Origin of the sequence: Piscibacillus halophilus (assembly GCF_900110685.1) — a bacterium.
Classification (GTDB): domain Bacteria; phylum Bacillota; class Bacilli; order Bacillales; family Alkalibacillaceae; genus Piscibacillus; species Piscibacillus halophilus.
The window spans coordinates 1-26006 of record NZ_FOES01000002.1 but is presented as its reverse complement, the minus strand read 5'-3'; the positions used below and the strand labels follow the sequence as shown (position 1 = coordinate 26006).

Annotated in this window: 29 protein-coding genes; 22 read left to right on the top strand and 7 right to left on the bottom strand. The window is 34.6% G+C overall.

Going from position 1 to position 26006, the window contains the following annotated elements; genetic code table 11:
- Positions 1-194 precede the first annotated feature (194 nt).
- On the top strand, positions 195-1040 hold the full coding sequence (locus BMY57_RS01360; RefSeq protein ID WP_091772222.1) for a DUF72 domain-containing protein: 846 nt from the start codon (positions 195-197) through the stop codon (positions 1038-1040).
- Here BMY57_RS01360 and BMY57_RS01355 read toward each other — a convergent pair.
- Positions 1037-2029, bottom strand: a complete 993-nt coding sequence (locus BMY57_RS01355; protein WP_091772221.1) for a C40 family peptidase — start codon at positions 2027-2029, stop codon at positions 1037-1039. The genes BMY57_RS01360 and BMY57_RS01355 overlap by 4 nt on opposite strands.
- Before the next feature lie 112 nt (positions 2030-2141).
- Between BMY57_RS01355 and BMY57_RS01350 the strand changes: the two genes are divergently transcribed.
- The 6 genes from BMY57_RS01350 (at position 2142) to BMY57_RS01325 (ending at position 5161) form a co-directional block, all read left to right on the top strand.
- Positions 2142-3101, top strand: coding sequence for a thymidylate synthase (locus tag BMY57_RS01350; RefSeq protein ID WP_091772220.1), 960 nt, complete (start codon positions 2142-2144; stop codon positions 3099-3101).
- Between the two features lie 11 nt (positions 3102-3112).
- Positions 3113-3595: a dihydrofolate reductase gene (locus BMY57_RS01345; protein WP_091772219.1), complete on the top strand. Its 483-nt coding sequence runs from the start codon at positions 3113-3115 to the stop codon at positions 3593-3595.
- A gap of 104 nt (positions 3596-3699) precedes the next feature.
- Complete coding sequence (gene tatA, locus BMY57_RS01340; protein ID WP_091772218.1) at positions 3700-3879, top strand: twin-arginine translocase TatA/TatE family subunit; 180 nt, start codon at positions 3700-3702, stop codon at positions 3877-3879.
- 21 nt (positions 3880-3900) lie between these two features.
- A complete protein-coding gene (gene tatA, locus BMY57_RS01335) occupies positions 3901-4122 on the top strand; it encodes a twin-arginine translocase TatA/TatE family subunit (RefSeq protein ID WP_091772217.1) in 222 nt (73 codons plus the stop codon).
- A gap of 51 nt (positions 4123-4173) precedes the next feature.
- On the top strand, positions 4174-4929 hold the full coding sequence (tatC, locus tag BMY57_RS01330) for a twin-arginine translocase subunit TatC (protein WP_091772216.1): 756 nt from the start codon (positions 4174-4176) through the stop codon (positions 4927-4929).
- Between the two features lie 13 nt (positions 4930-4942).
- Entirely contained in the window at positions 4943-5161 is a 219-nt protein-coding gene (locus BMY57_RS01325) for a YozE family protein (protein ID WP_091772215.1), read from the top strand.
- A 91-nt stretch (positions 5162-5252) separates the two neighbouring features.
- On the opposite strand, the gene BMY57_RS01320 is transcribed toward BMY57_RS01325, so the two are convergent.
- The gene (locus BMY57_RS01320) at positions 5253-5333 is read right to left on the bottom strand and encodes a YjcZ family sporulation protein (protein WP_091772214.1); all 81 of its coding nucleotides are present in this window, start codon (positions 5331-5333) and stop codon (positions 5253-5255) included.
- Positions 5334-5508: 175 nt separating this feature from the next.
- On the opposite strand from BMY57_RS01320, the gene BMY57_RS01315 reads away from it, so the two are divergent.
- From BMY57_RS01315 to BMY57_RS01290, 6 genes are all read left to right on the top strand, one after another.
- Positions 5509-5757, top strand: a complete 249-nt coding sequence (locus BMY57_RS01315) for a DUF2584 family protein (RefSeq protein ID WP_091772213.1) — start codon at positions 5509-5511, stop codon at positions 5755-5757.
- A gap of 67 nt (positions 5758-5824) precedes the next feature.
- On the top strand, positions 5825-6487 hold the full coding sequence (ung, locus tag BMY57_RS01310; protein ID WP_091772212.1) for a uracil-DNA glycosylase: 663 nt from the start codon (positions 5825-5827) through the stop codon (positions 6485-6487).
- Between the two features lie 75 nt (positions 6488-6562).
- The gene (gene vrrA / locus BMY57_RS01305) at positions 6563-7099 is read left to right on the top strand and encodes a VrrA/YqfQ family protein (RefSeq protein ID WP_091772211.1); all 537 of its coding nucleotides are present in this window, start codon (positions 6563-6565) and stop codon (positions 7097-7099) included.
- A gap of 11 nt (positions 7100-7110) precedes the next feature.
- Entirely contained in the window at positions 7111-8064 is a 954-nt protein-coding gene (msrA, locus tag BMY57_RS01300; protein ID WP_091772210.1) for a peptide-methionine (S)-S-oxide reductase MsrA, read from the top strand.
- Between the two features lie 11 nt (positions 8065-8075).
- Positions 8076-8279: a DUF6501 family protein gene (locus BMY57_RS01295; RefSeq protein WP_091772209.1), complete on the top strand. Its 204-nt coding sequence runs from the start codon at positions 8076-8078 to the stop codon at positions 8277-8279.
- A 117-nt stretch (positions 8280-8396) separates the two neighbouring features.
- On the top strand, positions 8397-8993 hold the full coding sequence (locus BMY57_RS01290; protein WP_091772208.1) for an alpha/beta hydrolase: 597 nt from the start codon (positions 8397-8399) through the stop codon (positions 8991-8993).
- Positions 8994-9031: 38 nt separating this feature from the next.
- Here the strand turns inward: BMY57_RS01290 and BMY57_RS01285 are convergent, their stop codons facing one another.
- The gene (locus BMY57_RS01285; RefSeq protein WP_091772207.1) at positions 9032-10219 is read right to left on the bottom strand and encodes a M14 family metallopeptidase; all 1188 of its coding nucleotides are present in this window, start codon (positions 10217-10219) and stop codon (positions 9032-9034) included.
- 159 nt (positions 10220-10378) lie between these two features.
- On the opposite strand from BMY57_RS01285, the gene BMY57_RS01280 reads away from it, so the two are divergent.
- The 4 genes from BMY57_RS01280 to BMY57_RS01265 all read left to right on the top strand — a co-directional run bounded on the left by BMY57_RS01280 (position 10379) and on the right by BMY57_RS01265 (position 17432).
- Positions 10379-10615 carry a ferredoxin family protein gene (locus BMY57_RS01280; protein ID WP_054754620.1) on the top strand — a complete coding sequence of 79 codons (237 nt, stop codon included), beginning with the start codon at positions 10379-10381 and terminating at the stop codon, positions 10613-10615.
- Between the two features lie 149 nt (positions 10616-10764).
- Complete coding sequence (locus BMY57_RS01275) at positions 10765-11835, top strand: GGDEF domain-containing protein (RefSeq protein WP_177176306.1); 1071 nt, start codon at positions 10765-10767, stop codon at positions 11833-11835.
- Complete coding sequence (locus BMY57_RS01270; RefSeq protein WP_091772205.1) at positions 11832-15380, top strand: dynamin family protein; 3549 nt, start codon at positions 11832-11834, stop codon at positions 15378-15380. The genes BMY57_RS01275 and BMY57_RS01270 overlap by 4 nt, the downstream gene beginning before the upstream one ends.
- A 78-nt stretch (positions 15381-15458) precedes the next feature.
- Positions 15459-17432, top strand: a complete 1974-nt coding sequence (locus BMY57_RS01265) for a S9 family peptidase (protein WP_091772204.1) — start codon at positions 15459-15461, stop codon at positions 17430-17432.
- A 196-nt stretch (positions 17433-17628) separates the two neighbouring features.
- Here BMY57_RS01265 and msrA (BMY57_RS01260) read toward each other — a convergent pair whose 3' ends face one another.
- Entirely contained in the window at positions 17629-18156 is a 528-nt protein-coding gene (msrA, locus tag BMY57_RS01260) for a peptide-methionine (S)-S-oxide reductase MsrA (RefSeq protein WP_091772203.1), read from the bottom strand.
- Between the two features lie 98 nt (positions 18157-18254).
- Positions 18255-18401: a lmo0937 family membrane protein gene (locus tag BMY57_RS15820; RefSeq protein ID WP_143063772.1), complete on the bottom strand. Its 147-nt coding sequence runs from the start codon at positions 18399-18401 to the stop codon at positions 18255-18257.
- Positions 18402-18507: 106 nt separating this feature from the next.
- On the opposite strand from BMY57_RS15820, the gene BMY57_RS01255 reads away from it, so the two are divergent.
- The 5 genes from BMY57_RS01255 to BMY57_RS01240 all read left to right on the top strand — a co-directional run bounded on the left by BMY57_RS01255 (position 18508) and on the right by BMY57_RS01240 (position 23507).
- A complete protein-coding gene (locus tag BMY57_RS01255) occupies positions 18508-18834 on the top strand; it encodes an SCP2 sterol-binding domain-containing protein (protein WP_143063771.1) in 327 nt (108 codons plus the stop codon).
- Between the two features lie 33 nt (positions 18835-18867).
- Positions 18868-20910, top strand: coding sequence for a penicillin-binding transpeptidase domain-containing protein (locus BMY57_RS01250; RefSeq protein WP_177176305.1), 2043 nt, complete (start codon positions 18868-18870; stop codon positions 20908-20910).
- A 124-nt stretch (positions 20911-21034) separates the two neighbouring features.
- The gene (locus BMY57_RS16230; protein ID WP_256205217.1) at positions 21035-21631 is read left to right on the top strand and encodes an alkaline phosphatase family protein; all 597 of its coding nucleotides are present in this window, start codon (positions 21035-21037) and stop codon (positions 21629-21631) included.
- Positions 21632-21691: 60 nt separating this feature from the next.
- Entirely contained in the window at positions 21692-22480 is a 789-nt protein-coding gene (locus BMY57_RS16225; RefSeq protein WP_256205216.1) for a hypothetical protein, read from the top strand.
- A gap of 67 nt (positions 22481-22547) precedes the next feature.
- Positions 22548-23507 (top strand): M23 family metallopeptidase, encoded by a 960-nt coding sequence (locus tag BMY57_RS01240; RefSeq protein ID WP_091772201.1) that lies wholly within the window; start codon positions 22548-22550, stop codon positions 23505-23507.
- Between the two features lie 76 nt (positions 23508-23583).
- Here the strand turns inward: BMY57_RS01240 and BMY57_RS01235 are convergent, their stop codons facing one another.
- Both BMY57_RS01235 and BMY57_RS01230 read right to left on the bottom strand, forming a co-directional pair.
- Positions 23584-24510 (bottom strand): glycerophosphodiester phosphodiesterase family protein, encoded by a 927-nt coding sequence (locus BMY57_RS01235; protein WP_256205215.1) that lies wholly within the window; start codon positions 24508-24510, stop codon positions 23584-23586.
- Between the two features lie 133 nt (positions 24511-24643).
- A complete protein-coding gene (locus BMY57_RS01230; RefSeq protein WP_256205214.1) occupies positions 24644-25561 on the bottom strand; it encodes a superoxide dismutase in 918 nt (305 codons plus the stop codon).
- Positions 25562-26006: the final 445 nt, after the last annotated feature.

The window sequence follows — 26006 nt, the reverse complement described above, 5'->3', positions numbered from 1 at the left end:
ATGCAGATATAAAAATAGGGCAACTCCTATAGAAATGAAGGATCATAAATCAATCATTCACTTCTATAGAAGTTACCCAATTCATGATACCTTACATCTTTATTGTACTTATAAGTATAACTGATGGATATAGACAACGTCAAGCGATGTTGGATATACTAAATGTAAGAATTCTTATCAAGAGAGGGAGAATATTGATACATATTGGTTTGACTGGTTGGGGCGACCACCCAGACATACATGAACAAGAACATATGTATAGGAATAAATTAGCGGCGTATGCTGCACATTTTCCTGTGGTTGAATTGGATGCAGCATTTTACAGTATTTTGAATGAAGAACAATATCAAAAATGGGAGAAACAAACACCAGAAAATTTTTCATTTGTCGTTAAAGCCTTTCAAGCTTTCACTGGTCATGATCGAAAGCAATATACTCGAAAAGATATTAAGTCGATGTTTAAGGATTATCAATCAGGTATACAACCATTATTAGATGCAAATAAATTAAACTGTATTTTATTTCAGTTCCCACCTTGGTTTAAGTTGTCTAAGGAAAATGTTAATCGACTTAGGTTTATTAGGGAACAATTTGATCAATATGATCTCGCATTAGAGTTTAGAAATCGGACGTGGTTTGAAGATCCTGTACGAGAATCAACTCTAAAGTTTATGAGGGAAGAAAAATGGGTCCATGCTATATGTGATGAACCACAAGCCGGTGAAGGATCTATTCCGACTGTTCCAGAGGTTACAAATGTTAAAAATACTTTAATTAGGTTTCATGGCCGTAATGTAATGGGGTGGAACCAAAATGGAAATGAGAACTGGCGTAAAGTACGTTTTTTATATCATTATAATGATGAAGAACTGGAAGAGTGGCGTGATCAGATTTTGACATTAAAAGAGAACAGCAACCAAATTACTGTTCTCTTTAATAACAACTCTGGTGGAGATGCTTATCATAACGCAAAGCAACTCCAACGATTGTTAAACATTCAATATGAGAATTTAAATCCAAGTCAGATGAATTTGTTTTAGTTAGCGACCCTTCTAGGACCTATATATCGAGAACTCCAATAAGAATTATTCATGTTACTAATGGTGACACCACTACTTAAACCGGCGTGAATAAAGTTACCATCTCCTAAATAAATTCCAGCATGGGATGGACCTGGTTTATATGTTTCGAAGAATACAAGGTCTCCAACACTTGGTTGATCGACTGGTTTTGTGGAGTAATAAATACTATCTACTGTTCTTGGCAATGAAATTCCGTGTTGTTCAAAAACATACTGTAAAAAGCCACTACAATCAAAACCTGAAGGGGAAGTACCACCCCACACATATGGAGAACCCATATAGTTTTTGGCGGTTGATGTTACTGAATCTGATTGAGCAGATGGTTGAACCTCTGCCTGAGACTTTGTTTGAACAGCTTGCTGGACATTGTTTTCTTGAGACTCACGCTCTGAAACATGAACAATTTGGTTATAATCGGATAAATCTAGCTCCAATTGATGTGCCTTGTTCATTCGTTCCAATGCTGTTTTAGTGGCTGGACCAGCTATTGAATCTATTTCATCTTGATAAAAACCAAAATGCTCTAATGCCATTTGAACTTGCTTGACACGATTAGATTGTTCTCCGTGTTGGATTTTTGTTGCATACTTTTCAATTACTTCTTTATGGTGGGAATTGAGTTCTTCTTCAATTTTTAAATACGTTGTTTCATCCGCTTTACCAGTAGCATTTAGCTCGTTTTCCTCTTGAAACATTTTTAATGCATGTTCGGTTAAGGCATCGTATTCAGGAGAATATGTACCTTGATAGTATTTTAATGTTTTAAGTTTGCGTTGCAAATGTACCACAGCTTCATGGTGCTCTCCGTAGGACAGTTTTTGTAGTTCTTCGAATTGTTCTTTGGAGATTGCTTCTACAGGTAAAGTGAAGGCAAGAGGGGAGCTGAACGCAATACTACCAGCCATAGTGCTCATAATGATTGGGTGCCTGTTTTTCTTTTTAACCATCTAACCATCACCTTTTCTATTTATGATGTTGGTATTATATGAGGGCATCTAGAATCTATGACAGGACAACTTTATTTGTTACAATATAGTAAAATAAGGTGGGAGGATAACCATGGTACATAGGAATGAACAACAATATTTGGATTTATGTAGACACGTATTAAAAAATGGTTCTGATCGAGGAGATCGTACTGGTACTGGAACTCGTTCAGTATTTGGATATCAAATGAGGTTTGATTTAGAGGAAGGCTTTCCTTTATTAACGACTAAGCGCGTACCATTCAGGTTAATTGTCAGTGAGTTGTTATGGTTTTTAAAAGGTGATACAAATATCCGTTATTTACTTTCTCATAACAATAACATTTGGAATGAATGGGCATTTAAAAATTGGGTTGAAAGTGACGAATATGATGGACCAGATATGACGGACTTCGGACTTCGTTCTCAGCAAGACCCAGATTTTAATAAACAATATGAAGAGCAAATGAAACGATTTAAAAAAGCAGTTCTTGAAGATGATGAGTTTGCTGAAAAATTTGGTCACTTAGGAGATGTTTATGGAAAACAATGGCGTCACTGGAAGAGTTCGACGAATGAAACCATTGATCAAATTGCACAGGTGATTGAAAATATTAAGAAATCTCCTCAGTCAAGGCGTCTGATTGTATCAGCATGGAACCCTGAAGATGTCCCATCCATGGCGTTACCACCTTGCCATACGTTATTTCAATTTTATGTACAAGATGGAAAGCTATCTTGTCAACTGTATCAAAGAAGTGGAGACATTTTCTTAGGAATTCCATTTAACATTGCAAGCTATTCGTTACTCACTCATCTAATTGCTAAAGAATGTGGCTTAGAAGTCGGAGAATTTATTCATACCATAGGTGACGCACATATTTATCATAATCATTTTGATCAAGTTAAAGAACAGCTATCGAGAGACCCTAAACCTTTGCCAACTCTCGTCTTAAACGATGATCTAGAATCTGTCTTTGATTTTGATGTGGAAGATATTAAAGTGGAAAATTACAATCCACACCCAGCCATTAAAGCACCAATTGCCGTATAGGAGTTGAACATATGCTATCGTTTATATTAGCCATGGATGAAAACAATGTTATTGGAAAAGATAATGACTTACCATGGTATTTACCTAATGATTTAAAATATTTTAAGAAGGTCACAACTGGGCACACAATTGCTATGGGTCGAAAAACATATGAATCAATTGGCCGTCCGTTGCCGAACCGCCAAAATATCGTTTTAACTCGCGATTTATCATATAATGCAGAAGGTTGCACCGTTATACATTCGATTGATGAATTAAAGCCTTATTTAAACGATGATGAGGTGTTTCTAATCGGTGGTGCAGAATTGTTTAAGATGGCTTTGCCAATTGCTGATCGACTGTATATAACGCGAATTCATGATACATTTGATGGTGATACTTATTTTCCTTCTATAGATTTCTCTGAATGGAAAGTTGTTGAAGAACTTAAAGGGGAAACGGATGAAAGAAACCCTTACGAACATACTTATTATGTCTATGAACGCAAACGTTAAGATGAGAATTATTGAACGTTTTATTACAGAGTCATATATAATTTGCAAATAGTGGACAAATCAGCGACAATAGAGTTGTTAAATAATCAGCGGAAGGTGTTATAATGTCTATAGGTTTACCAGGATTAATCTTAATTGTATTAATTCTATTAATCATATTCGGACCGAAGAAGTTACCTGAACTAGGAGAAGCTTTAGGTAAAACACTAAAAGAATTTAAAAAATCAACTAAAGAGTTAACAGATGATGAACAGTCTTCGAAGAAAACGATTGATCATCAATAACTTGCCTAACGAGGTGATCGTATGAATCCTGCAAATATAGGTATTCCGGGATTAGTTTTAATCGTCATTGTACTTTTAATTGTTTTTGGGCCGTCTAAATTACCTGAAATCGGTAAAGCTTTTGGTTCGTCTTTAAAGGAATTTAAAAAGGCCACTAGCGATTTAATGTCTGACGACCAAAGCCAACAAAAGAAACAAGACAAAATTTCAGATTCTAATGATTCAAAGAATGATAAGGTGTAAGGGGGAATTTCCCTTACATCTTATTTTATGAAGTAATAAAGGATGAATCCAATGGAAGAACAACAACAAGCTAATCAAGAACAAGAGGTTATGGACTGGACAGAACATTTAGGAGAATTACGAAAACGTCTAATATGGACGTTAATCGTCTTTATACTATCTTTTGGAGCGGGTTTTATTTATGTAGAAGAGATCTACCGCTTTATGGAGCGAGATGTTGATTTTACCTTAAATGTTTTAAGTCCTTTTGAAATCATTTGGATATATATCATAATAGCAACTGTTACTGGAATTATTGTGACATTGCCGTTTTTTGCATTTCAATTATGGTTGTTTATAAGACCTGGATTGACTTCACATGAGCGAAAAGTCAGTTTAATGTATATTCCGGCTCTGTTTATTTTATTTTTATTAGGATTAGTATTTGGATATTTCGTTATTAAAGACCTCATTTTACAGTTTTTATTAGACTTAGGTGAGGGTCTAGTAAATGAAATGTTTACGGCAGTAAACTATTTTAAATTTGTCATGCAAATTACGCTTCCTTTTGCTATATTCTTTGAGGTCCCATTAATTGCTATGTTTTTAACAAGCTTAGGTATTATTGAACCTTCTTTTATGAGAAAGACAAGAAAGTACGCATATCTTATTTTAGTTATTTTAGGAACAATGTTATCACCACCTGACTTTATATTGCAGATCCTTGTGGCAGCACCGTTAATTATACTTTATGAAATTGCTATTCTTATGTCAGCAATCGTACACAAACGTCGTATGAAACATTTGGAGAAACTAGAAGAGGATTAAGGATGGTGTTTAAGTGAAATCTTTTTACCATTTTATGATGATGTATCGGGGAATACAAGAAAAGAATGATTCAAGAAAGGCTTTAGCTGATTGGATGTTTCATGATCATGATTTTCCGAAACATTCCTCAGATTATTTAGAAATTAGTCAGTACTTAGAATATCACACACCTTTTTCTGAGGCTTTAACGACTTTTGATCAAGTGTGGGAAGAATATATTCAAATAAATTAACCAGGTGATTCTTGTCACCTGGTTAATTTTTTCTGTAGGTCTTCGCTTTTTTAAAGCATTTTTATTATCAATAAAGTTCTGAGGAACCTTACTAATAAGAGCTTCCTACAATGATTAAAAGAATGAACAATACAACGATTAAAGTGAATCCACCACCATATTTATGGCCCATGTTTCATTCCTCCCTTTCGTTTCACTTGTAAATTATGCATTCACATAGGAAAATGTATGGGCAATCTCAAAACAGCGTGGGTGAACCTTTATAAATTAAAGCTGTAAATCCCATTAAGTCTACGTCTCATGATATAATATAACTAATTTAAATTGATTGATGAGAGGTGAGTTAGATGCCAACACCTTTAACTATGGAATGGAGAATTGTCACAAACGGTGACGAAAAACGAATCAAAGAAGATCATGATATTTTTGAAATTACGTTTGATGGTTATAAGTTATTCCCAATAGATGAGACGGTTGAAGTCGTGCGGAAGCCTGGATATGATAAAAAAGGTGTCGCCAAAGTTGTGAAATTAGTTTTTGAAAATCAACAAACGATTTGTCATTATCAGTTAATCTCGTTACGTTCTGTCAATTAAAAACGTAATATGTCGAAATTACAGTTATAATGCGCTTTCCCAGGAAATTTAATAGGGAGGGGTCTGATTGAATATACAAAGTGATTGGAAACAGTATTTAGATGAAGAATTGCAACAACCTTTTTTTAATCGAATGATGACTAAGGTGGAAACGCTGTATGAGACCAAGAAAATTTATCCCCCAAAGGATCAAATTTTTAAAGCGTTAAATTTAACATCTTTTCAAAAAACGAAGGTTGTGATATTAGGACAAGATCCATATCATGGGCAAGGACAGGCTAATGGTTTGAGTTTTTCAGTAAATAAAGGACTTGCACTTCCTCCTTCACTAAAAAATATTTATAAGGAATTAATAAATGATTTAGGCTGTGCGCATCCTCCACATGGTGATTTATCTCATTGGGCAGAACAAGGGGTACTGCTTTTAAACACTGTTTTAACAGTTGAGGAAGCAAAAGCTCATTCACATAAACAATTGGGTTGGGAGCGACTTACCGATCGCGTCATAGAAGTATTAAATAATCATAAAGATCATGTTGTATTTATCCTTTGGGGTAAGCATGCACAGAAAAAAGGTGTAAATATTGATGAGAGTCGCCATCTAATATTGACCGCACCACACCCTAGTCCGCTTTCTGCACATCGTGGTTTTTTTGGCAGTCAGCCTTTTTCTAAAACAAATACATATCTATCAGAACATGGGAAATCAAAGATTGATTGGTGTTTTTAAAAATATGTCATTTGCCTAAACAAGATACTCGTCTATTTCGTAGTATATATTATGATTACGAAGGAGGAATAGACGATGAATCCGTTTGACTTTCAATCACCAATGGATCACCAGTGGCATCAATATCCTCATTATCATCAACCCTTTTTTCAACCAATGCCACAAAAAAAGGGGTTGAATAGAATTTTTCATAATTTATTAGGAAAGAATCAGGTGGGCCCTTTTTCACAAACATCTTTTGGGGCCCCAGGAATGGCTTCGAAATATGCTCAATTATATGAAACATTAAATCATGTTCAAAAAGGGTTAGGTATTATACAACAAGTATCTCCTTATATTAAACAATATGGGCCTTTTGTTAAGAACTTCCCCATGTTTATTGATATGGTTAAAATAATGATGGAAAATGATGAGGAAGAGGGAGAGGAAAAAGTAGAAACTGAGGACTTCCAACCAGTTACAGAGGATGAAGATCAGATTGATAAGGTAAAGGAAACTGAACGTGAAGAGAAGTCTGAAACACATCGTTCAAAGACACCAACACAAAACAAGAGAAAGTCTAAAAACATTAAAGGTGAAAGTGAATTTCCAAGACCTAAATTATATATTTAGAGGTGATTGAAATGGCACAATTTGAAAAAGCAACATTTGCAGGTGGCTGTTTTTGGTGTATGGTAGAACCATTTGATCGTCGGCCAGGTATTGAAGAAATTATATCTGGCTATACAGGTGGTCATACTGAAGATCCAACATATGAAGAGGTATGTTCTGAGACAACAGGTCATGTTGAAGCTGTACAAATAACATTTAACCCAGATATATTCCCTTATGAGCAATTATTAGAAGTTTATTGGCAACAAATTGATCCAACGGATTACGAAGGTCAGTTTAATGATCGCGGAGAATCATATAAGCCAGTCATTTTCTATCATAACGAAAAGCAAAAGGCACTTGCAGAACAATCTAAGCAAAAGTTGATTGAAAGCGGAAAATTCAATCAACCAATTGTTGTAGAAATTCGAGAAGCAAAGAAATTTTATCCTGCAGAAGATTATCATCAAGATTATTATAAGAAAAACTCTCTTCATTATAATATGTATAAAAAAGGGTCAGGGCGTAAAGCGTTTATAGAAGAAAATTGGAAGAAAAAAGACAAAGAGAAGTTGCGTGAACAACTAACAGATATTCAATATAAAGTCACTCAGGAAGATGCCACTGAAGTACCGTTTCAAAATGAATATTGGGATCACGAAGGCGATGGAATTTATGTTGATGTCGTTAGCGGTGAACCACTCTTTTCTTCAAGAGATAAATATGATGCGGGGTGTGGTTGGCCAAGCTTTACACGACCAATTGCTCAATTAGAAGAGAATTTAGATACATCGCATGGAATGAGACGTATTGAAGTTAGAAGTTCATATGCGGACTCTCATTTAGGACATGTCTTTGATGATGGGCCTGTGGCAGAAGGCGGTATGAGATACTGTATTAACTCAGCTGCTTTAAAATTTATCCCCGTCGAAGAATTAGAAGAAAAAGGTTACGGTAAATATAAAGTATTATTTGAAGATAAATAAGAGGTGATCATATGATTCATAAAACTTGGTATAATAATGAGACAATTAAGCAAATTAAGTGCACGAATACGAATGCTAAGAAATTTACGGTTGAGAATGTTTTAACTCAAGGTAAAGTTTATGATGTCAAAAATGAGACTGAAGAATTTTATTTTATTGTCGATGATTCCGGAAAAATGGGTGGATTTTTAAAGGATTATTTTGACGAACAGTGATCATCAACATGGAAGGCAAGCAGTTTTCAGCTATAAGTTGGAAACTGCTTTCTTTGACTGAAGATGAATAATTAAGTATAATTTATTTTGAATTCAAGATAAATTAGGAGGGTTTTCATGAAGCATATCTTTCGTGAAGGACAAAATGAGAAGACATTGTTGTTATTACACGGTACTGGTGGAAACGAAGAGGATTTATTACCTCTTGCAGATATGATTGACCCTGAAGCTAATATATTAAGTGTTAGGGGAAATGTAAATGAAAATGGAATGAATCGATTCTTTAGAAGGGTTGCAGAAGGCGTTTTTGATGAAGAAGACCTTATAAAGAGAACGAAAGAGTTAAATGACTTTTTGGATGAAAAGAGTCAAGAATACGGATTTGATCGTGATCAAGTATATGCTGTTGGTTATTCCAACGGTGCTAATATTGCTGGAAGCCTGTTGTATCACTATCAAGATACTCTAAAAGGCGCCATGCTGTTTCATCCGATGGTTCCGCGTCGTGGAATTCATTTACCAAACCATTCAAATCTTAACGTTTTCATTGGTGCAGGTAAAAATGATCCTATTTGTCCAGCATCAGAAGCTGAAGAACTAAAAACAAGTTTAGAAAAGTCCGGTATAAGTGTAGACTTGCATTGGACTAACATGGGGCATCAACTAACACGTGATGAAGTTGAGGCTGCTAAAGACTGGTACTTAAATCTTTAAAAAGAACGAGCAAGTTTAATATGCTTGCTCGTTCTTTTTTATACAGTTAGATTGGATAAAAAGATTCCTAACGATTCTTCATAAATTTCGTTGAATTGGCTAAAAGGTAACGGATTTGTTCCTCGACCTAGTTCAACTGTATAACCAGGTCTTCGATATTCCTGAATAAACCAATCTTTAAACCCGGCATGACTATCTACATATCGAATTGGTACATAGCCGCTCACACGGCTATATTCTTCTACAATTGTTTGTGCCTCTGGTGGTTCTAGACCTTCATAACCCCAATATATGACTTCGCCTTGAGTGTGAAATGCTAGTACGCGGTCAAAATCTTTTTCTTCTACTAAATTAGCCATGGCAATAGCTTCTGGCTCTGATAAAGGGCTAGGACCCGGGTAATCTCGTGGGGCAGGTTGTTGACGCTTTCGATTACTTTCAATTTCCCAATTAGCTGGATATTGATTATTAAGGTCAACACCTCTTATATTAGCCTTCCAGTTATTGAAATTTGTACTTTGATTATTAATAGTTAAAACTAGGTCACGAAATTCTTCTTCTTCAGGTAATCCTTCATTTAACAAATCTACCCCGTCTGGATTAACCATCGGGACTAATGATAATGTAACTTCATTGTAAAAAGTATTCATATCTACTCCTCGAATAGGTTCATTTGAGGAGAGGGATACTAAGTAATCATGTAGGAAACGCATGATTACCGAAGTCGTTATGGATTCATTCGCATGAAATGACCCATTGATGTGAACGTGTTTATCACCTTCTCCAATGGACACTTCATAAATGGGTTTGTTCATAACAGATCGACCTATTTCTCTTAACGTTATAAGTGGAAAAGTGTTCACTAATAAAAATAAGTCTTCCTCAAGTTTGGAAAAAGTGTAAGGTTGATCAAAACTTAATACGGCTTCATCAATTCTAATTGGTAATAAGATTCCATCTCCAACCCTTAACTGATACGGGTCAACAGGATTGGCTGCCAAAATCCTTTCGATCGGAATTTGAAATCGTTGACTTATAATCCAAAGGGTATCTCCCTGTTGAATTTGATACTCTTGAACGTCATAGTGAGGAATGTTGACCACTTGACCAATTCTTAACATATTTGGATCTGTATATGGATTGGCGTTGATCAGTTGTTGTAGAGGAATATTAAATAAATTTGAAATTCGGTAATAGGTCATTCCTGGTTGAATGACTAAGTTCATGTAAAATCCTCCTTAAGCATAAGATGGGACACTATTACATGTATATTTGCACATTCACAAAAAAGTGCTTATAATTTTATTAGAATGCATTGCACTAGCATGGTTTCTTATATAAAATGTGTTAAGATAGTTTTAGAGAAAAATAAAGGAGTGGTTACTTTGGCATTTATTATTACATCACCTTGTAAGGATGAAAAAGCTGCAGAATGTGTTGAAGTCTGCCCGGTTGATTGTATCGAAGAAGGTAAAGACATGTTCTATATAGATCCAGATATTTGTATTGATTGTGGAGCATGCGAGGCGGTTTGCCCTGTAGAAGCAATTTACCATGAAGACGAGCTTCCTGAAGAAGAACGCGAATATATCGAGATCAACCGAAAGTTTTTCCAGGAATAATTTATATGGTCAAAAGGCTGGATATGATATTCAGCCTTTTTTCACTTTAATCATGTTTTTAAGCGCATGATTTCTTCCTATTCTACCAAAAGGGGCTCGCCATTTGGCGAGTTTTATTAATGAATAAATTCTTACGAGGTGCCAAGGATATGAAACGATTATACTTAACTGATATTCAAATTGAGCAACTATTTTCCGTTATAAGATGGTTTTTCTTAATTGTATGTGGTTTTTTGTTTTATTATGAACCGCTACGTCAAGAGTTACAGTTATCGTTAGAAACAGTTGATTACTTAATGATTGTTGCTATTTCTTATATGTTAATCACTCAGCTTACTTTATTTTTTGTAAACAAACAAAAGAAATTAACGCGATTTATTATAAAAGCTGCTATATTAATGGACTTTTTGGTTATTTTTTGGTTGATAGCACTTACTGGTGGTATTAATAGTTGGTTTGTCCCAGTCGTGTATTTATTCCTTATACACGGTACAATTTACTGGAGAGCAAAAGGAACTATATTTGCCGTCATATTTACCATATTAGGGTATACGGCCGTTAGTTTTTATCAAGTTAATGAACTAACCTCTAACGTATTGTGGACATATATTTTTAATGTCGTCTTTTTCATAATCATTGGTTTGTTTGCAAACACGCTGACACGAAGAGAACGGGAATATCAAAAGGAACATGTAACTTTTCAGGATCAATTTGTTAAAGACTACATTACAGGGTTATACAACCATCGCTCTTTCCAAAACACTTTAACAAAACTTACACAAAGTGATAAAGAATTTACATTGATTCTAGCGGATATTGACAACTTTAAACAAATAAATGATCGAGTTGGACATACATTAGGGGATCAAGTTTTATCAGCTTTTGGTAATACATTGCAACACCAATTAGATAAAGCGGAAAGTTATTCGTTTAGATATGGTGGAGAAGAGTTTGCGATTATACTATTTGATCGTCATAAACGCTTTATTGAACAACAAGTTAAAGAATGGAATATATTATTTCAGCATGGAATTCAGTTAATTCCAGAATTAAAAGACATGAATATTACGATTAGTTATGGGGTTGCTTTTGCACAACCTGAGGATTATAAAGAAGATGTGTTAAATCGAGCTGAAGAACATTTGTATTTAGCTAAATCTAACGGGAAAGACCAAATCATGTTTCAAGAATCATTTGAACGTATAGGGGAGTCACGATGATTACAACAGAATCCGTTTCAACTTCGTTTCATTTTGATTTAATTTGGAACGAATTGAAAAGTGAACCATATCAAAACTTAGATAAGAAATTATTAAAATTGTATGATAAATGGCAAGAACAAAGAATGACAATTGGGTTTACCGGCCACTTTTCAGCCGGTAAATCCACATTAATTAATGCCTTATTAGAAGAGAATATTTTACCGTCAAGTCCTATTCCAACAAGTGCAAATATAGTGGAAGTTCAGTACGGAGAAGACGAGATTATTTATCATTTACCTAATGAACAATATGCTAAAGAAAATGAGATTAACTCAAATCATGTTAATCAGTTAGCGAGAAATGGTGATACCGTTCAGTCACTATCTATAAAAAAACCGTTACCATTATTAGAAAACCAAGTGACTTTAATGGATACTCCAGGTATTGATTCTTCTGATGATGAAGAGTTCAAAAGAACGTTATCTAATACTTATTTAATTGACTTTTTTGTTTATGTGATGGATTACAATCATGTTCAATCAGAGGTTAACTTCAAGTTTCTTAAAGAACTTGAAGAGAATGGAGTTCCTTACATTATGGTGGTTAATCAGGTAGATAAACATAATGAATCGGAACTTTTATTTGATTCGTTTAAACAATCTCTTAAAGAAAGTTGTCAATCGTGGGGGATTCACCCGAAAAGTATTTATTATACATCATTACTACAAACTAATCATCCATTAAATCAATTTCTTGAATTACAAGCATTTTTAAAAGGACTCATAGATGAAAAAGATGAATTAATTAAAGAAAAATTGACGTTTGAATTATCAAGAATAATTGATGAGTGGACTTATCACAAGCTACAACTTGATCAATATAATTTTGATATGGTAGCGGAAAAAAGAGATTCAATCAAACGTTTGATTGAAGAAAGAAACACAATTTTAAATGAAACTGAACAATTAAGAATGAACCTCAATCAAGATTTAAACGAGATCTTCCAAAATGCCTATATTATGACATTTGAAACACGTGAATTAGCTAAGGGATACTTAGAATCAATCCAGCCCAAATTTAAAGTAGGTAAGTTATTTGCGAAGAAAAAAACGAAGGAGGAACGGGAAAAACGACTGGAAATATTCCTAAACGATATTCAAGAGCGTGTCAAGACGGAGATGGTTTGGCATGTTCGACGTTTATTAATTAATCGATTAAATGATTATCAAATTGAAGATTCAGCATTAACTCAGACCATACAAGACTTTAATGTTAATGTAACAGAAGGTGATTTGAAAAAGTCAGTCAATCCTTCTGCTGAAGTGAATTCGAATTCCGTTTTAATTTATACGAATCAATTACACAAAGATTTATCTCAGTTAGTTAAACAAAAGGCTGCTCCCATTATGAGTGAATTGGAGGAACTCGTAACAGATAATCTGCAGGAAAAAGTAAATGGTATTAATGAAAAGGTCCATTTAATAGAAGGTGAATTAGAACAGTTTAATGAGTTAGAAAATCTTGAACATCAACAAATACAGCTTTCTAATGAAATAAAAGACCAGACTTTTACTCATAGCTACTCATCTAATGAACATATTGAACAAGCCTATCAAGAATTCTTAAATGTTGAGTACATTGATATCAATGAATTGGTACAATTCACTGAACGGATTGATGTTGAAGGAGAAATACAAAGCCAAAATATCACAAATCCAACAACACTTGATATCCATGCTATTCAAGAAAAATCGCATCAGTTACTTAATAACATGAGTGATTTAGAGCCTTTAAAACCTTTTTATGATTCCATTAATCATCAATTAAATCAATTAGAAAATGCCAATTTAACTATTGCGTTATTTGGGGCATTTAGTGCTGGTAAATCATCATTTGCTAATGCGTGGCTAGGTGAATCAGTCTTACCAGCTTCTCCAAATCCGACAACAGCAGCGATTAATAAAATTGCTCCTGTATCGGAAGAGCATCCACATGGTGATGTTCAAGTCAGATTTAAAACAACAGATCAAATGTTAAAGCAGTTATTTTTAATGATTGAGCCTTATACCAGTCAGACATTTAATGATTTATCGGATTTAGTAAAGTTTCTAAATAAAAATCAATCACAATTTAATCAACAGCTTAACAAAACGGAAGCGTCTTTCCTTAATGCATTTTTAAAAGGATATAAACATTCAAGAGAAAATTTAGGAAAAACGTTCACAATTGACTTGGATGAATTTTCTTCATATGTAACGGTTGAGTCTATTTCTTGTTTTGTAGAGGAAATGACCGTTTATTATGATTGTGAATTAACTCGTAAAGGAATTACGTTAGTTGATACACCTGGGGCTGATTCGATACACGCTCGACACACAAATACATCATTCCATTACGTGAAACACTCTGATGCGATTATTTATGTCAACTATTATAACCACGCCTTCTCTAGGGCGGACCGTGAATTCTTATTGCAATTAGGTCGAGTCAAAGAAACATTTGCTCTTGATAAAATGTTCTTTATTCTTAATGCAGCAGATTTAGCTAAGAATGATGAGGAGTTATTGTTAGTTACTAATTACTTGAATGATCAACTAAAGCAGTATGGTATTCAACAGCCTTCAATCTATGCCATATCTAGTAAAGCCTTACTAGAAGGGGATGAGGCTATTAACGATCAACCATTCTTCAAACGCTTCGACGAATTTATCGAACATGAAGCCAAAGAGCTTATAGCAAATCAACTAGAATTAGAGTTTAAAAGGTTGAAACAATTCTTAGCTTCTACTATTCAAGAGGCGTCTTATGGCACTGAAGAGCAGGAACAAAATTTACACGAACTTACAAAAGAAGTTAACGAGATTTCCCATTGGGTTTCAAAGCAAGAAGATACTCAGTGGACTAATGAGCTTGTACAAGAGATTGATGAATTAACACATTATCTTCGACAACGATTAATGATTCAAATGAATGATCTTATGAAAGAATCGATTAACCCTGCAACAATTAATGCAAATGGAAAGAAAGGGAAGGAACAATTAAAAGTAGCCCTTAAGAAATTGCAATCCTATATTACAGAGCAATGGTCGAAAGAAATTAGTACGACAAATATTATTTTAGATCGACAATTGTCCGTTACAATCGATCATTGGGCTAAAAACGTTAATCAGTATATTAATCAACATACTCAATTATCTAAACTATATAAATATAATGGTTCCTATTCAGATTTAGAAACCTTTAACATTGAGTCATTATTATCTGAATCTCAGATTGAAAATCTATTATCTCTATATAAAAACAAGAAAGAATTTTTCGAACAGCAAAAGGTCAATGAGTTATTTGAAGAGGTTAAGAAATATACTCAAGACTCGGTAAAGCAAAGTGTTGACTTATTAAATAAATTCCTTTGTGAACATTACGATCAAGAATTTAAGAACGTCAAAGAACAATTAATTCATAACTATCAAAAAGATCAACTCGAATTAATTAAAAACAAACGACTTATTTATCAAAATTCAGATTATTTAACTAGATTCAATAAGTTGTTAGATGAGATATAATAGTTTGAATATTCGACAAAAATGACTTATTTCGCTATAATGCAATTAATTATTGCATTAACTTTAGAGGGGGATCATATGTCGAGTAAAAGATTAATAAAAGCAGAAGATTTATACCAAATAGATTCAGTATCAGATCCAAGAGTTTCGCCGACTAAAAATGAAGCCATTTTTGTTAAAACACATATGGATGAAAAAGATAATAAATATATATCTAATTTATTTCATCTTGATTTAAAATCAAATGATGTCACACAGTGGACTTTCGGTAAAGACCGTGTGTCACATCCTAGATGGTCTCGTGATGGTGAGAAAATTCTATTTTTATCTAACCGAGACGAAAAAAACCAAGTATTTGTTTTATCAACAAACGGTGGAGAAGCCAAGCAAGTGACAAATGAAAAAGATGGTGTCACAAGTGCTGAATTTTCACTAGACGGTAATAAAGTCATCTATCAAGTTGCTGAATCAGTTGATCGTGAATCAGATGATCAAAAAGATGACGAGAAGGAGCTACCTAAACCGACTGTCATCACTCGTATGAAATACAAGGCTGATGGTGCAGGTGTTTTAAAAGAAAAATATCAGCAAATCAAACTCGTAGATTTAGAGAATGAAGAGACTAAAACAATTAAAGAAGGTAAACAGAATTATATTTTTCAAGGGTGGCTAAACGAATCAGCTTTTATTTATTCAACAGATGAAGATATAAATCAAGACTTTAATTTTAATCATAATGTATATATACATCATGTAGATACAGAAGAAGATCAGGAAATCCCAACAGAGGAAGGGTATGTTTCAAGCTTCTCAGTTTCGCCTAATAGAGATCAAGTGCTGTTTGTTCATATGGGAAGAGAATATTACAATGCCACTCACACTGAGATTCTTCATTATGATTTAAATACTGGAATCGTAACACCACTCACAACAGAACTAGACGCACCAGTTGGTGACTTTGTAGCAGCTGATACTCAACAACAAACTATCTTACAAGACGTTATATGGGCGTCAGATCGGGACTTTTATTTCCCTGTATCAGATCATGGTAATGTATCTCTATACTACGGTAATGTAGATGGGGAGCTTTATCCGGCATTAAATAAAGATTTACATGTGTTCGGTTTTGATCTTCAAGCTGAACAACAAAAAGCCATTCTAACAATTAGTACAACAACAAACCCTAGTGAAGTGTATTCATTAGACATTCCGACTGGGGATCTGAAACAGTTAACGTCATTTAACGAAGCGTTTTTAAACGAAGTTGAAATTGTTAAGCCAGAGCCAATTTCTTATACAAGTAAAGATGATTGGACGGTTCATGGATGGTTTATGAAACCCGCTAAATATAAAGAGAATGAAACATATCCTATGATTGTTAATATTCACGGAGGTCCGCATGCTTTTTATGCGAATACGTTTTTCCATGAGATGCAATATTTAGCGGCTAAGGGCTATGCGGTTCTATACGTAAACCCACGCGGAAGCCATAGTTATGGTCAAACGTTTGTTAATTCAGTTCGTGGTGATTATGGAAATGGAGATTACCAAGATATTATGAATGGTGTTGACTACGTGTTAGCTAAATACGATTGGATAGATGAAAATCGTCTAGGCGTAACAGGTGGTAGTTATGGTGGTTTTATGACGAATTGGATTGTGGGTCATACGAATCGATTTAAAGCTGCTGTTACTCAGAGAAGTATTTCTAACTGGATTAGTTTCAGGGGCGTAAGTGATATCGGATATTATTTTAATGAATGGCAAATTCAAGCTGATCTTGGGGAAGTGGAGAAACTGTGGAAGCACTCCCCGATTGCTTACGTTGAGAATATGAAGACCCCCTTAAAAATAATTCATAATGAGCGAGACTTCCGCTGTCCAATGGAACAAGCAGAACAACTTTATATTGCATTAAAACACCAAGGGATTGAAACAGAATTTGTGAGATTTCCTGAGTCAGATCACAACTTATCTCGAACTGGAAAACCAAATCTAAGAATCGAGCGATTAAACCATATTTCAAGTTGGTTTGATCATTATCTTAAGTAAAAAAAGACCTTAAAGTCGTCAAGAATGACTTTAAGGTCTCTCTTTTTAATTTGATCGAAATTAGAAGTGAAATTATTTTTACCCACAGGGCACAAGCACAACGTCTGTTCATACACACTTTGCTCGTCTATCGCAGTGTATTTTATGCAGGCACTCAACCTTACAATTTAGTGGATTTCTAGAAAAGATCTTTAATTTAATTCCAATTTTCCTCAATAAAATCATCACGACCAGATTTAGCTCGATCTTCTTGGTAATAGTCAGGATTTTTTTTATAAAAATCTTGATGATAATCTTCTGCAGGGTAAAAGGTATCTGCTTTAAGTATTTTAGTAGCAATTGGCTTCGAAAATTTTCTACTGTTTTCTAGATCATCTTTTGATTGTGTGGCTAATTGTTTCTGTTCTTCATTATGATAAAAAATAGCTGTTCTATATTGAGGACCTCTGTCGTGAAACTGTCCATCAGGGTCTGTCGGATCGATCTGAGGCCAATATAAATCTAAAATCGTTTGATAAGAAATTTTAGATGGATCATATGTAATTTGTACAGCTTCATAATGCCCGGTTTCACCAGTCTTAACTTGTTCATAGGTTGGATGATTAACATGGCCACCAGTATAACCAGAAATAACTGAATGAACACCATCCCATTGGTCAAACGGTTTAACCATGCACCAAAAACAACCACCAGCAAAAGTCGCCTTTTCATATTGGTTTGTCATATTAACACCTCACTTTTGATAAATAGTATTATATCAGTCCACCCTACACTTAGAAAAGAAAAGAGCTCTAGAGAGTTTGTCTCTAAAGCCCTATATGATCATAATTTACGCTTTCCGGTGACTAATTGATAAATGAAAATAATACCTGCAATAATCAGGAGGATATGGATTAACCCACCCGCAATATCCAGTAATAGGCCAATTAACCATATTCCTAAAATAATCCAAATGATAGTCCAGAGCATGTCATCACTCCTTAACTTGTGTTATAAATTATATTCCCCAAGCTTTTAAAAGATAAACGAAACTTACAAATTTTTGGTATAATCAAAGAAAAGGGGGAGATAAGATTTGTCGTTAGAAAATAGGCTTAATCAATTAAAAGATAAGATGAATGCCAATCCAAGCCACATTGAGGGCATGACATCCACCTTTTCATTTGTAATAACCGATGTAGAGGATACCTGGAGTGTGGAAATTAATAAGAATCAAGTTCATTTAATAAATGAGTTATTAGATGAACCAACTTGTTTACTTAAAATGGATCAAAGTCATTTTGAGAAGTTATTAGAGGGGAAATTGAACGCAACAACGGCTTTTATGATGGGGAAAATAAAAGCTAAAGGAGATTTATCAGAAGCACTAAAGCTTCAAAAAATTCTTACATATTATCAATAATATTTTGGTTAATTTGGAAAAGGGGTGTACGGTGTGAAGAAAGTTTTATTTGTCATCATTGGTCTAATATTCATAGCCGCATGTTCAAAAGATGATCAGCCTGAATACACAAATCCTTATGACACGGTTAATCAATATATCGACCTTTGGCAAAAGCAGGATTTTGAAACTATATATGAGGATCTACTATTACAACGAACAAAAGCAGAATATAAACATGAAGATTATGTAGAAAGATATCAAAATCTTTATGAAACGTTAGAAATTAATAACCTTTCTATTGAAGTTCTAGAAGAGCAAGAGTTAACTGAAGAAGATCTTGAGACATTACAATCAACTAATGTTCCAATTAACATTTCATTTGATACGATTGCTGGTAAAGTTGAATACGAGAAAGACCTTCATCTTGAAAAGTTAGTAGATGAAGAATATGCCGGAGAAAGTGATGTTGATTTAAACCCTGAAAGTCCTTGGCAAGTTGAATGGGATCCTTCATTTATACTTCCTGAAATGGAAAAAGGGGATGAAGTTCGATATTCGACAGTACCAGCTACAAGAGGAGACATAGTCGATCGTAATGGTGAACTATTAGCAACTCAAGGAGAAGTCTATGAAATAGGTATCGTCCCTGAAAATTTCAACGATGGAGATTTATCAAAACTAGCTAATATTTTAGATGTTTCCGAAGATTATATTACAGATAAACTTAATCAAGATTGGGTAGAATCTCATTTATTAGTTCCAATAAAGAAACTTAGCTTAGATGATGAGGACTTAATGTCACGTGCAATCGCAATTGATGGCGTAGGTTCTGATTATACTGTTGAACGAGTGTACCCTTATGGAGAAGCGGCAGCTCATTTAACAGGTTATGTTGGGGCGATAACCAGAGAGGAACTCGAGGAGTATGAGGAACAAGGGTATTCATCTCAAGACATAATTGGTAAACGAGGTCTTGAAGAATTATATGAGGAAGAGTTAAGAGGTGAAGATGGAGTAGAATTGTATATTCAAAAATCAGATGGGTCCACACGAACAGTAGCGAAAAAAGACCCTGTCAACGGTGAAACAATTGAGTTAACGATTGATATGAATATACAAACAGAACTCTATGAAACCTTGAAGGATGAAGCTGGGACAGCAGTCACCATGAATCCTGAAACTGGTGAAGTGACAAGCATGATTAGTTTTCCTGCTTTTGATCCGAACCATTACGTCCTTGGGTTTAAGCAATCTGATTATGAGGCACTATCAGAAAACGAACTTGAACCGACCTTAAATCGTTTTGCTTCAGCCTACTCACCAGGTTCGACGATCAAACCCATTAGTGCATTGGTAGGATTAAGTCAAGGTGAGTTAGATCCAAATGAAACAAAAGAAATCAACGGTAAACAATGGCAAAAGGATGATTCTTGGGGTAATTATTCTGTCACACGTGTTTATGATCAAGACACTCAAGTGGATTTAGAAAGTGCGATCAAGAATTCAGACAATATTTACTTTGCGATGCTAGCAACTGAAATGGGGGCAGACAGTTTCAAGGAAGGTTTAACACAACTAGGATTTAGTGAGGAACTACCATTCGAATACCCGTTAGTCGATTCTCAAATATCTAACAGTGGAGATTTTGAGAGTGAAGTACAGTTAGCAGACAGTGCATATGGGCAAGGTCAAGTCCTTATGAATATAGTTCACTTAGCCTCACTTTATAGTGGAATTGTGAATGATGGAACAGTTATGAAACCATTGTTAACTCAGAGTGAAGAATCATCTGTATGGATTGATCAAGCCGTGAATCCAGATGATGCCCAGTTAATTCAAGATTTATTAAGAAAGGTTGTTTCTGAAGGAACGGCACAAGATATAGATCTCCCAGATCATGAAATTGCAGGTAAAACTGGGACGGCAGAGCTTAAATCAAGTCGAGATGAAGAAGGCGTTGAGAACGGTGTATTTGTGTCGTACGATCAGAAAAAACCTGATTTTCTATTAGCCTTAATGGTTGAAGGAGTCGAAGATGAAGGTGGAAGCGGACATGTCGTTGAATTAGCTAAACAAATATATGATAATAGGTGACGATAATAATATTATGTAAACTTGTTTTGGCGCTACTAAGGTAGCGCTTTTTTTTATTATATAAAAATCTTAAATTTAGGAAAGAGTAGAGGTAGGTAACAATACAATAAATGAGGTTATGAAAATGTCTAAGCCTATGATCTTACTCAATATTGATAGTTTAATGACGGAACCACTTCAGTACTCGATAAAAAAAGGTAAAGCTCCTGCAATAGAATTTTTAATGAATCATGGTACTTTCATTCCAGATATGGTCAGCGCTTTTCCAACTATGTCAGTAACCATTGATAGTACACTATTAACAGGTACCTATCCAGATCAGCATCATATACCAGCATTGAATTGGTATGATGTCAAAAATAAACAAATCGTTAATTATGGTACTGGTTTAAGAGAGACAATAAGTGTGGGATTTAGTCGATCTGTTTTAAACATGTTTAATCGTTTAAACAATATAGATTTAAATCCAAATTTGACAACGTTATTCGAAGATTTAAATAGTGAAGGGAAGAAGAGTGCCGCGATTAATTCTTTTATTTATCGTGGACATAGCAAGAAGATTTTAAGGGTTCCATTATTGTTACGTTGGTTAACTAATATTGGTTCTCCCATCACAACGAATGCACCTAATTATTTATCCCTTGGAGCTTTTAAAAGTATAAGAAAAAGAAGTTTTGCTCCTGTATTGATTGGCGGAAACCGCAAATATGCTGGTCGTTAATTAAGATATCTCATTAAGAATGAATTACTACCTGATTTTACGTTTTGCATTTTCCAAGATATGGACCTACGTGTACATAATCTTGGACCTTATGATGTACGAGGGATTAAACAGATTGATAAGGAAATTCAAAAAACATTAAATTTGTATAATAGTTGGGAAGAAGCAGTTAAGAAGAATATTTGGATTGTCATGGGGGATAATGGTCAATCGATTACTACTTGGAGCTTTAAAGATGTAGAAATAAACTTAAATCATTTATTATCTGATTACAAAATTCATTCAATTAATAAGCCTGTGCAAGATGATGATGAGCTTGTAATAGCAGTCAATCAACGAATGGCTTATATTTATTTATTAAATGATCGATTAAGTATAGATAGATTGGCTTACACCCTAAGACAAGATTCTAGAATTGACGTAATGGCATGGAAAGAGGATGAACACATAAAAGTTGTCTCTGGTCTCCATTCGGATGAACTTAAATTTTCTAGAGGCGGAGAGGTACGAGATGAATATTATCAATATTGGACAATTAGTGGAAATCCTGAAATATTAGACTTAAAGATCAAACAAGACATTATAGAATATAGAGATTTTCCTGATGCTCTAGCAAGGTTATATGGAGCTTTAAATTCTCATCAAGGACGCTTTTTGGTCGTAAATGCAAAGCCAGGGTGTGAATTTTTAGCTAAAAAGACCCCCGTACATATTGGGGGAGCATGTCATGGGTCGTTGCATAAGGAAGATTCGATTACCCCATTGATCGTGGCAGGGACTAAGGAACTCCCTAAATTCAATCGATTAGTTGATATGAAAGGGTATATTTTCACATTATTAAATAGTTGATCTCAATATGAAACTTTACCTGTTCATGACCGTCTTAATAATATGAATGATCGAAGGAGAGGTCACGATGAAATTTTATATTACTATTTTGGCTATTTTATTATGCTTCATATTAGTAGCATGCGGTGGTTCGAAACCAGAAAAGGATGATTCTATGCCTGATGAAAAATTTTCTCCTGAGGAGTTACCTAATGAGTTTTTAGAAGGTAATTTTGAAACGATTTATAACCAAACTAGTGAGTCATTTCAGGATATGGTATCGTTTGAAGAGTTTGAAGAACTTGGTAAAGATTTTAATCAAGGTCTGAATGAATTTGTTCTTGCTTCAACAATGCCTTTTCAAAATGTAACAGAGTATCAATGGATCAGTGTAGAAGGAGATAAGGGAATACAAGGTCATTTTGCAGATGACTTTACAATAGAAGGATTGAGGCTTACTCCAGTTATTTCTAATCTAGAAAGCGATAATATTTATACTGAAGTAACTTATCAGATGCCCATGAAAGGTGAATGGTTCACCTTTTGGGGTGGAACAAATGAATTGGTTAATTACCATTACGCAACAGAAAATCAGAGATATGCGTATGATTTAGTCATTGAAAAAGATGGTTCAACGTTTGAAGGCGACCATAAAAATAATGAAAGCTACTATGCTTTTGGAGAGGATGTCTTAGCACCAGCTGATGGAACTGTCGTCTCAGTTGAAAATGATATAAAGGATAATACACCTACCGTAGAAACAAACGCCAAAGAACCACTAGGAAATCACGTTATTTTGGAACATGATCATCATGAATATAGTGTGATTGCTCATTTACAACAAGGTTCTTTAAAAGTGAATGAAGGTGATCAAGTACGTGCTGGTGATTTATTAGGGTTTGTCGGAAACTCTGGAAATTCTTCAGAACCTCATATTCATTTTCATGTCGTTGATGGTCCAGAATGGGAGGAAGCTACATCGATTAGAATAAAGCTAGAAAATGGAAAAGATCCGATACGCGGGGAAACGGTGAATGGTTTTGAATAAAGGAAAAGGACTTGGAAAATCAAGTCCTTTTTTTATTGGCAAAATTACTACTTGTTATATTAGAATTTATGTAAAATTAATACTCGAGTTCATCTAGGACCTCTAATAATAAATCAGGCCGATCTGTTATAATGCCATCGGCGCCCCGTTCAATTAATAATCTCATTGTATCTTGATCATTTATTGTCCAGTAGTGTATGTGTAATCCCATGTTTTCAGCACTGTCTAGTATATCAGGGGTGGTTAAATCATAACCGCTTGCTTCCAAAGGTAATTGCATAGAATTGACAGAAGGTTTATAAAGGTTTTTTATATAAAATTTATGCGTTATAACAAACTTTCTAACTTCTTGTTCTCCGGCTGATACTGCAACATGATCATCATGTTTTTGAAAAGTCTCAATGATTTCATGATCAAATGAAGCCACAGACACTTGATCCTCTAATCCATACTCATTTATTAGACCAGATAACCTTTCTGAGATCTCATCCATTCTTTCATAGGGGTTCGTATCTTTAATTTCTATCATAAAACGTTGATCCGGAAAGGTTTTAAACAATTCTTCCACCGTTATAAGTTCAATTCTTTTTCCCCTGTATGGATGTTCACCATCTTCATCTTCCCAGTAGTAACCTGCATCCAAAGCTTTTAAGTCAATCAATTCTAAGTCATTGACTGCCCCAGTTCCATCTGTTGTTCGATCGACTGTAGGATCATGAATGGCAATTAAATGTCCATCTTTAGAGATGTGAATATCAGTCTCTAATACATCAACCCCTAAATCGACTGCATTTTGAAATGCAGGCATCGTACTAGATGGAGCAAGATGTTCTCCGCCTTGGTGTGCGATGACTAATGGCTTGTCCTGGTCATAAAATGGTTGCACCTCAATTGAATGAAGTGGTATTAAGTTTAAAATGACATAAATAGCGCCTATTATTCCTAATGTCATTGAACCTCGTTTAATCAACTGTTCTCTAGTTAATTTTTTCTTCTTTCCCAAATTTATATCCCCCCAAATATCTCTTAAACTATTATAACAGAGAGAGATTGAACAACCTATAACTAAAAGTTTACTGTAAATATCTTATGTAAATTAAATTAAGGTGTTAGCTTATAAAAGCTAACACCGCCTTCTAATAAGCTTTCCATTTCACCTTTCTAGCCTCATTATAACGTCTGCCAACTTCATCCCAATCGACGATATTCCACCATTGATCCACATATTGATCTCGATCATTCTCATACTGCAAATAATACGCATGTTCCCAAACGTCAAGAACAAGTAATGGAATGACATCCCATTGGCTTAAATTTTGATGCTTTTCGGCTTGTAAAATTTCTAATCGATGAGAACGAGGAGAATAAACAAGAATAGCCCAACCAACACCTTCTACATTTTTCGCAGCTTCAGAAAATTGCTTTTTAAATTGATCAAAGCTACCAAAGGATTGATTAATCGCTCTTAATATATTCCCTCGTGGCTTTCCACCACCCTCTGGACTCATAATGTACCAGAAAATCGTATGCAAATAATGACCTGCACCATTAAAAGCTAATTCCCGTTCCCAATGTTTAACAAGATCAAAGTTATTTTGTCGACGAGCTTTTTCCAATTCACGTTCTGCTTTATTAAGCCCATTAACATAGCTTCTATGATGTTTATCATGATGTAGTCGCATAATTCTTTCATCAATATATGGTTCTAGAGCATTGTACGCGTAGGGAAGGGGAGGGAGTTGGTGCTGACCGATACCAACAACATTGTCATTGACCTGGCGTTGTGGATTGTTAGTATCTAGTTGTTGCCACTGATCCGCTAGATTATGTGCTTGTAATTTTAATTCGTTTGCGACATCTTTATTGAATTCATCCTTATGATCTAGAAAATAAGAGATTCTTTCCATATGATGATTCAAGTTATTCTCAAATTGTTCAACTTCGAGATTTTCTAAATTCTCTTTTATATGTGTTGATTGGTTCCAATGTTCTTTAAAGCGAGTCGTCCAATGATGAATCTCATTCAAAAATGTATCTAATGAACCTTTACTCATACAAATACCTCCTATAACATTTGTCATAGTCATTGTATGAATGTCACAGTAAATTGGGAATTTAAGGTTTCATATTTGAATAATGATTATAAGAATCGAGAGTTAATGTAACCCCTTGAGCCATAGCAGCTCCGTCATTAAAATAGCAATAATCGAGTAGGAGGAGGTGATTAACCTCCGACCTCTCACACCACCGTACGTACGGTTCCGTATACGGCGGTTCAATAGTTTGAGTGTGCTTTCTCGAGAAGTTGGTTCAAGTCTTTTAGACCAGCTTTCTCGAGAATTTTATTGTTAATAGCTCTGTGAAGTATATGGCTACATGCTATGCACCAATATCCCTTCCTTGTATTAGCCCATTCCCAAGCTTTTTGTTTTGGTATTTTAAGCTGAACAAGACTTTTATATCTTGTTTTAACCTTTTTCCATCGCTTCCAAATAATTT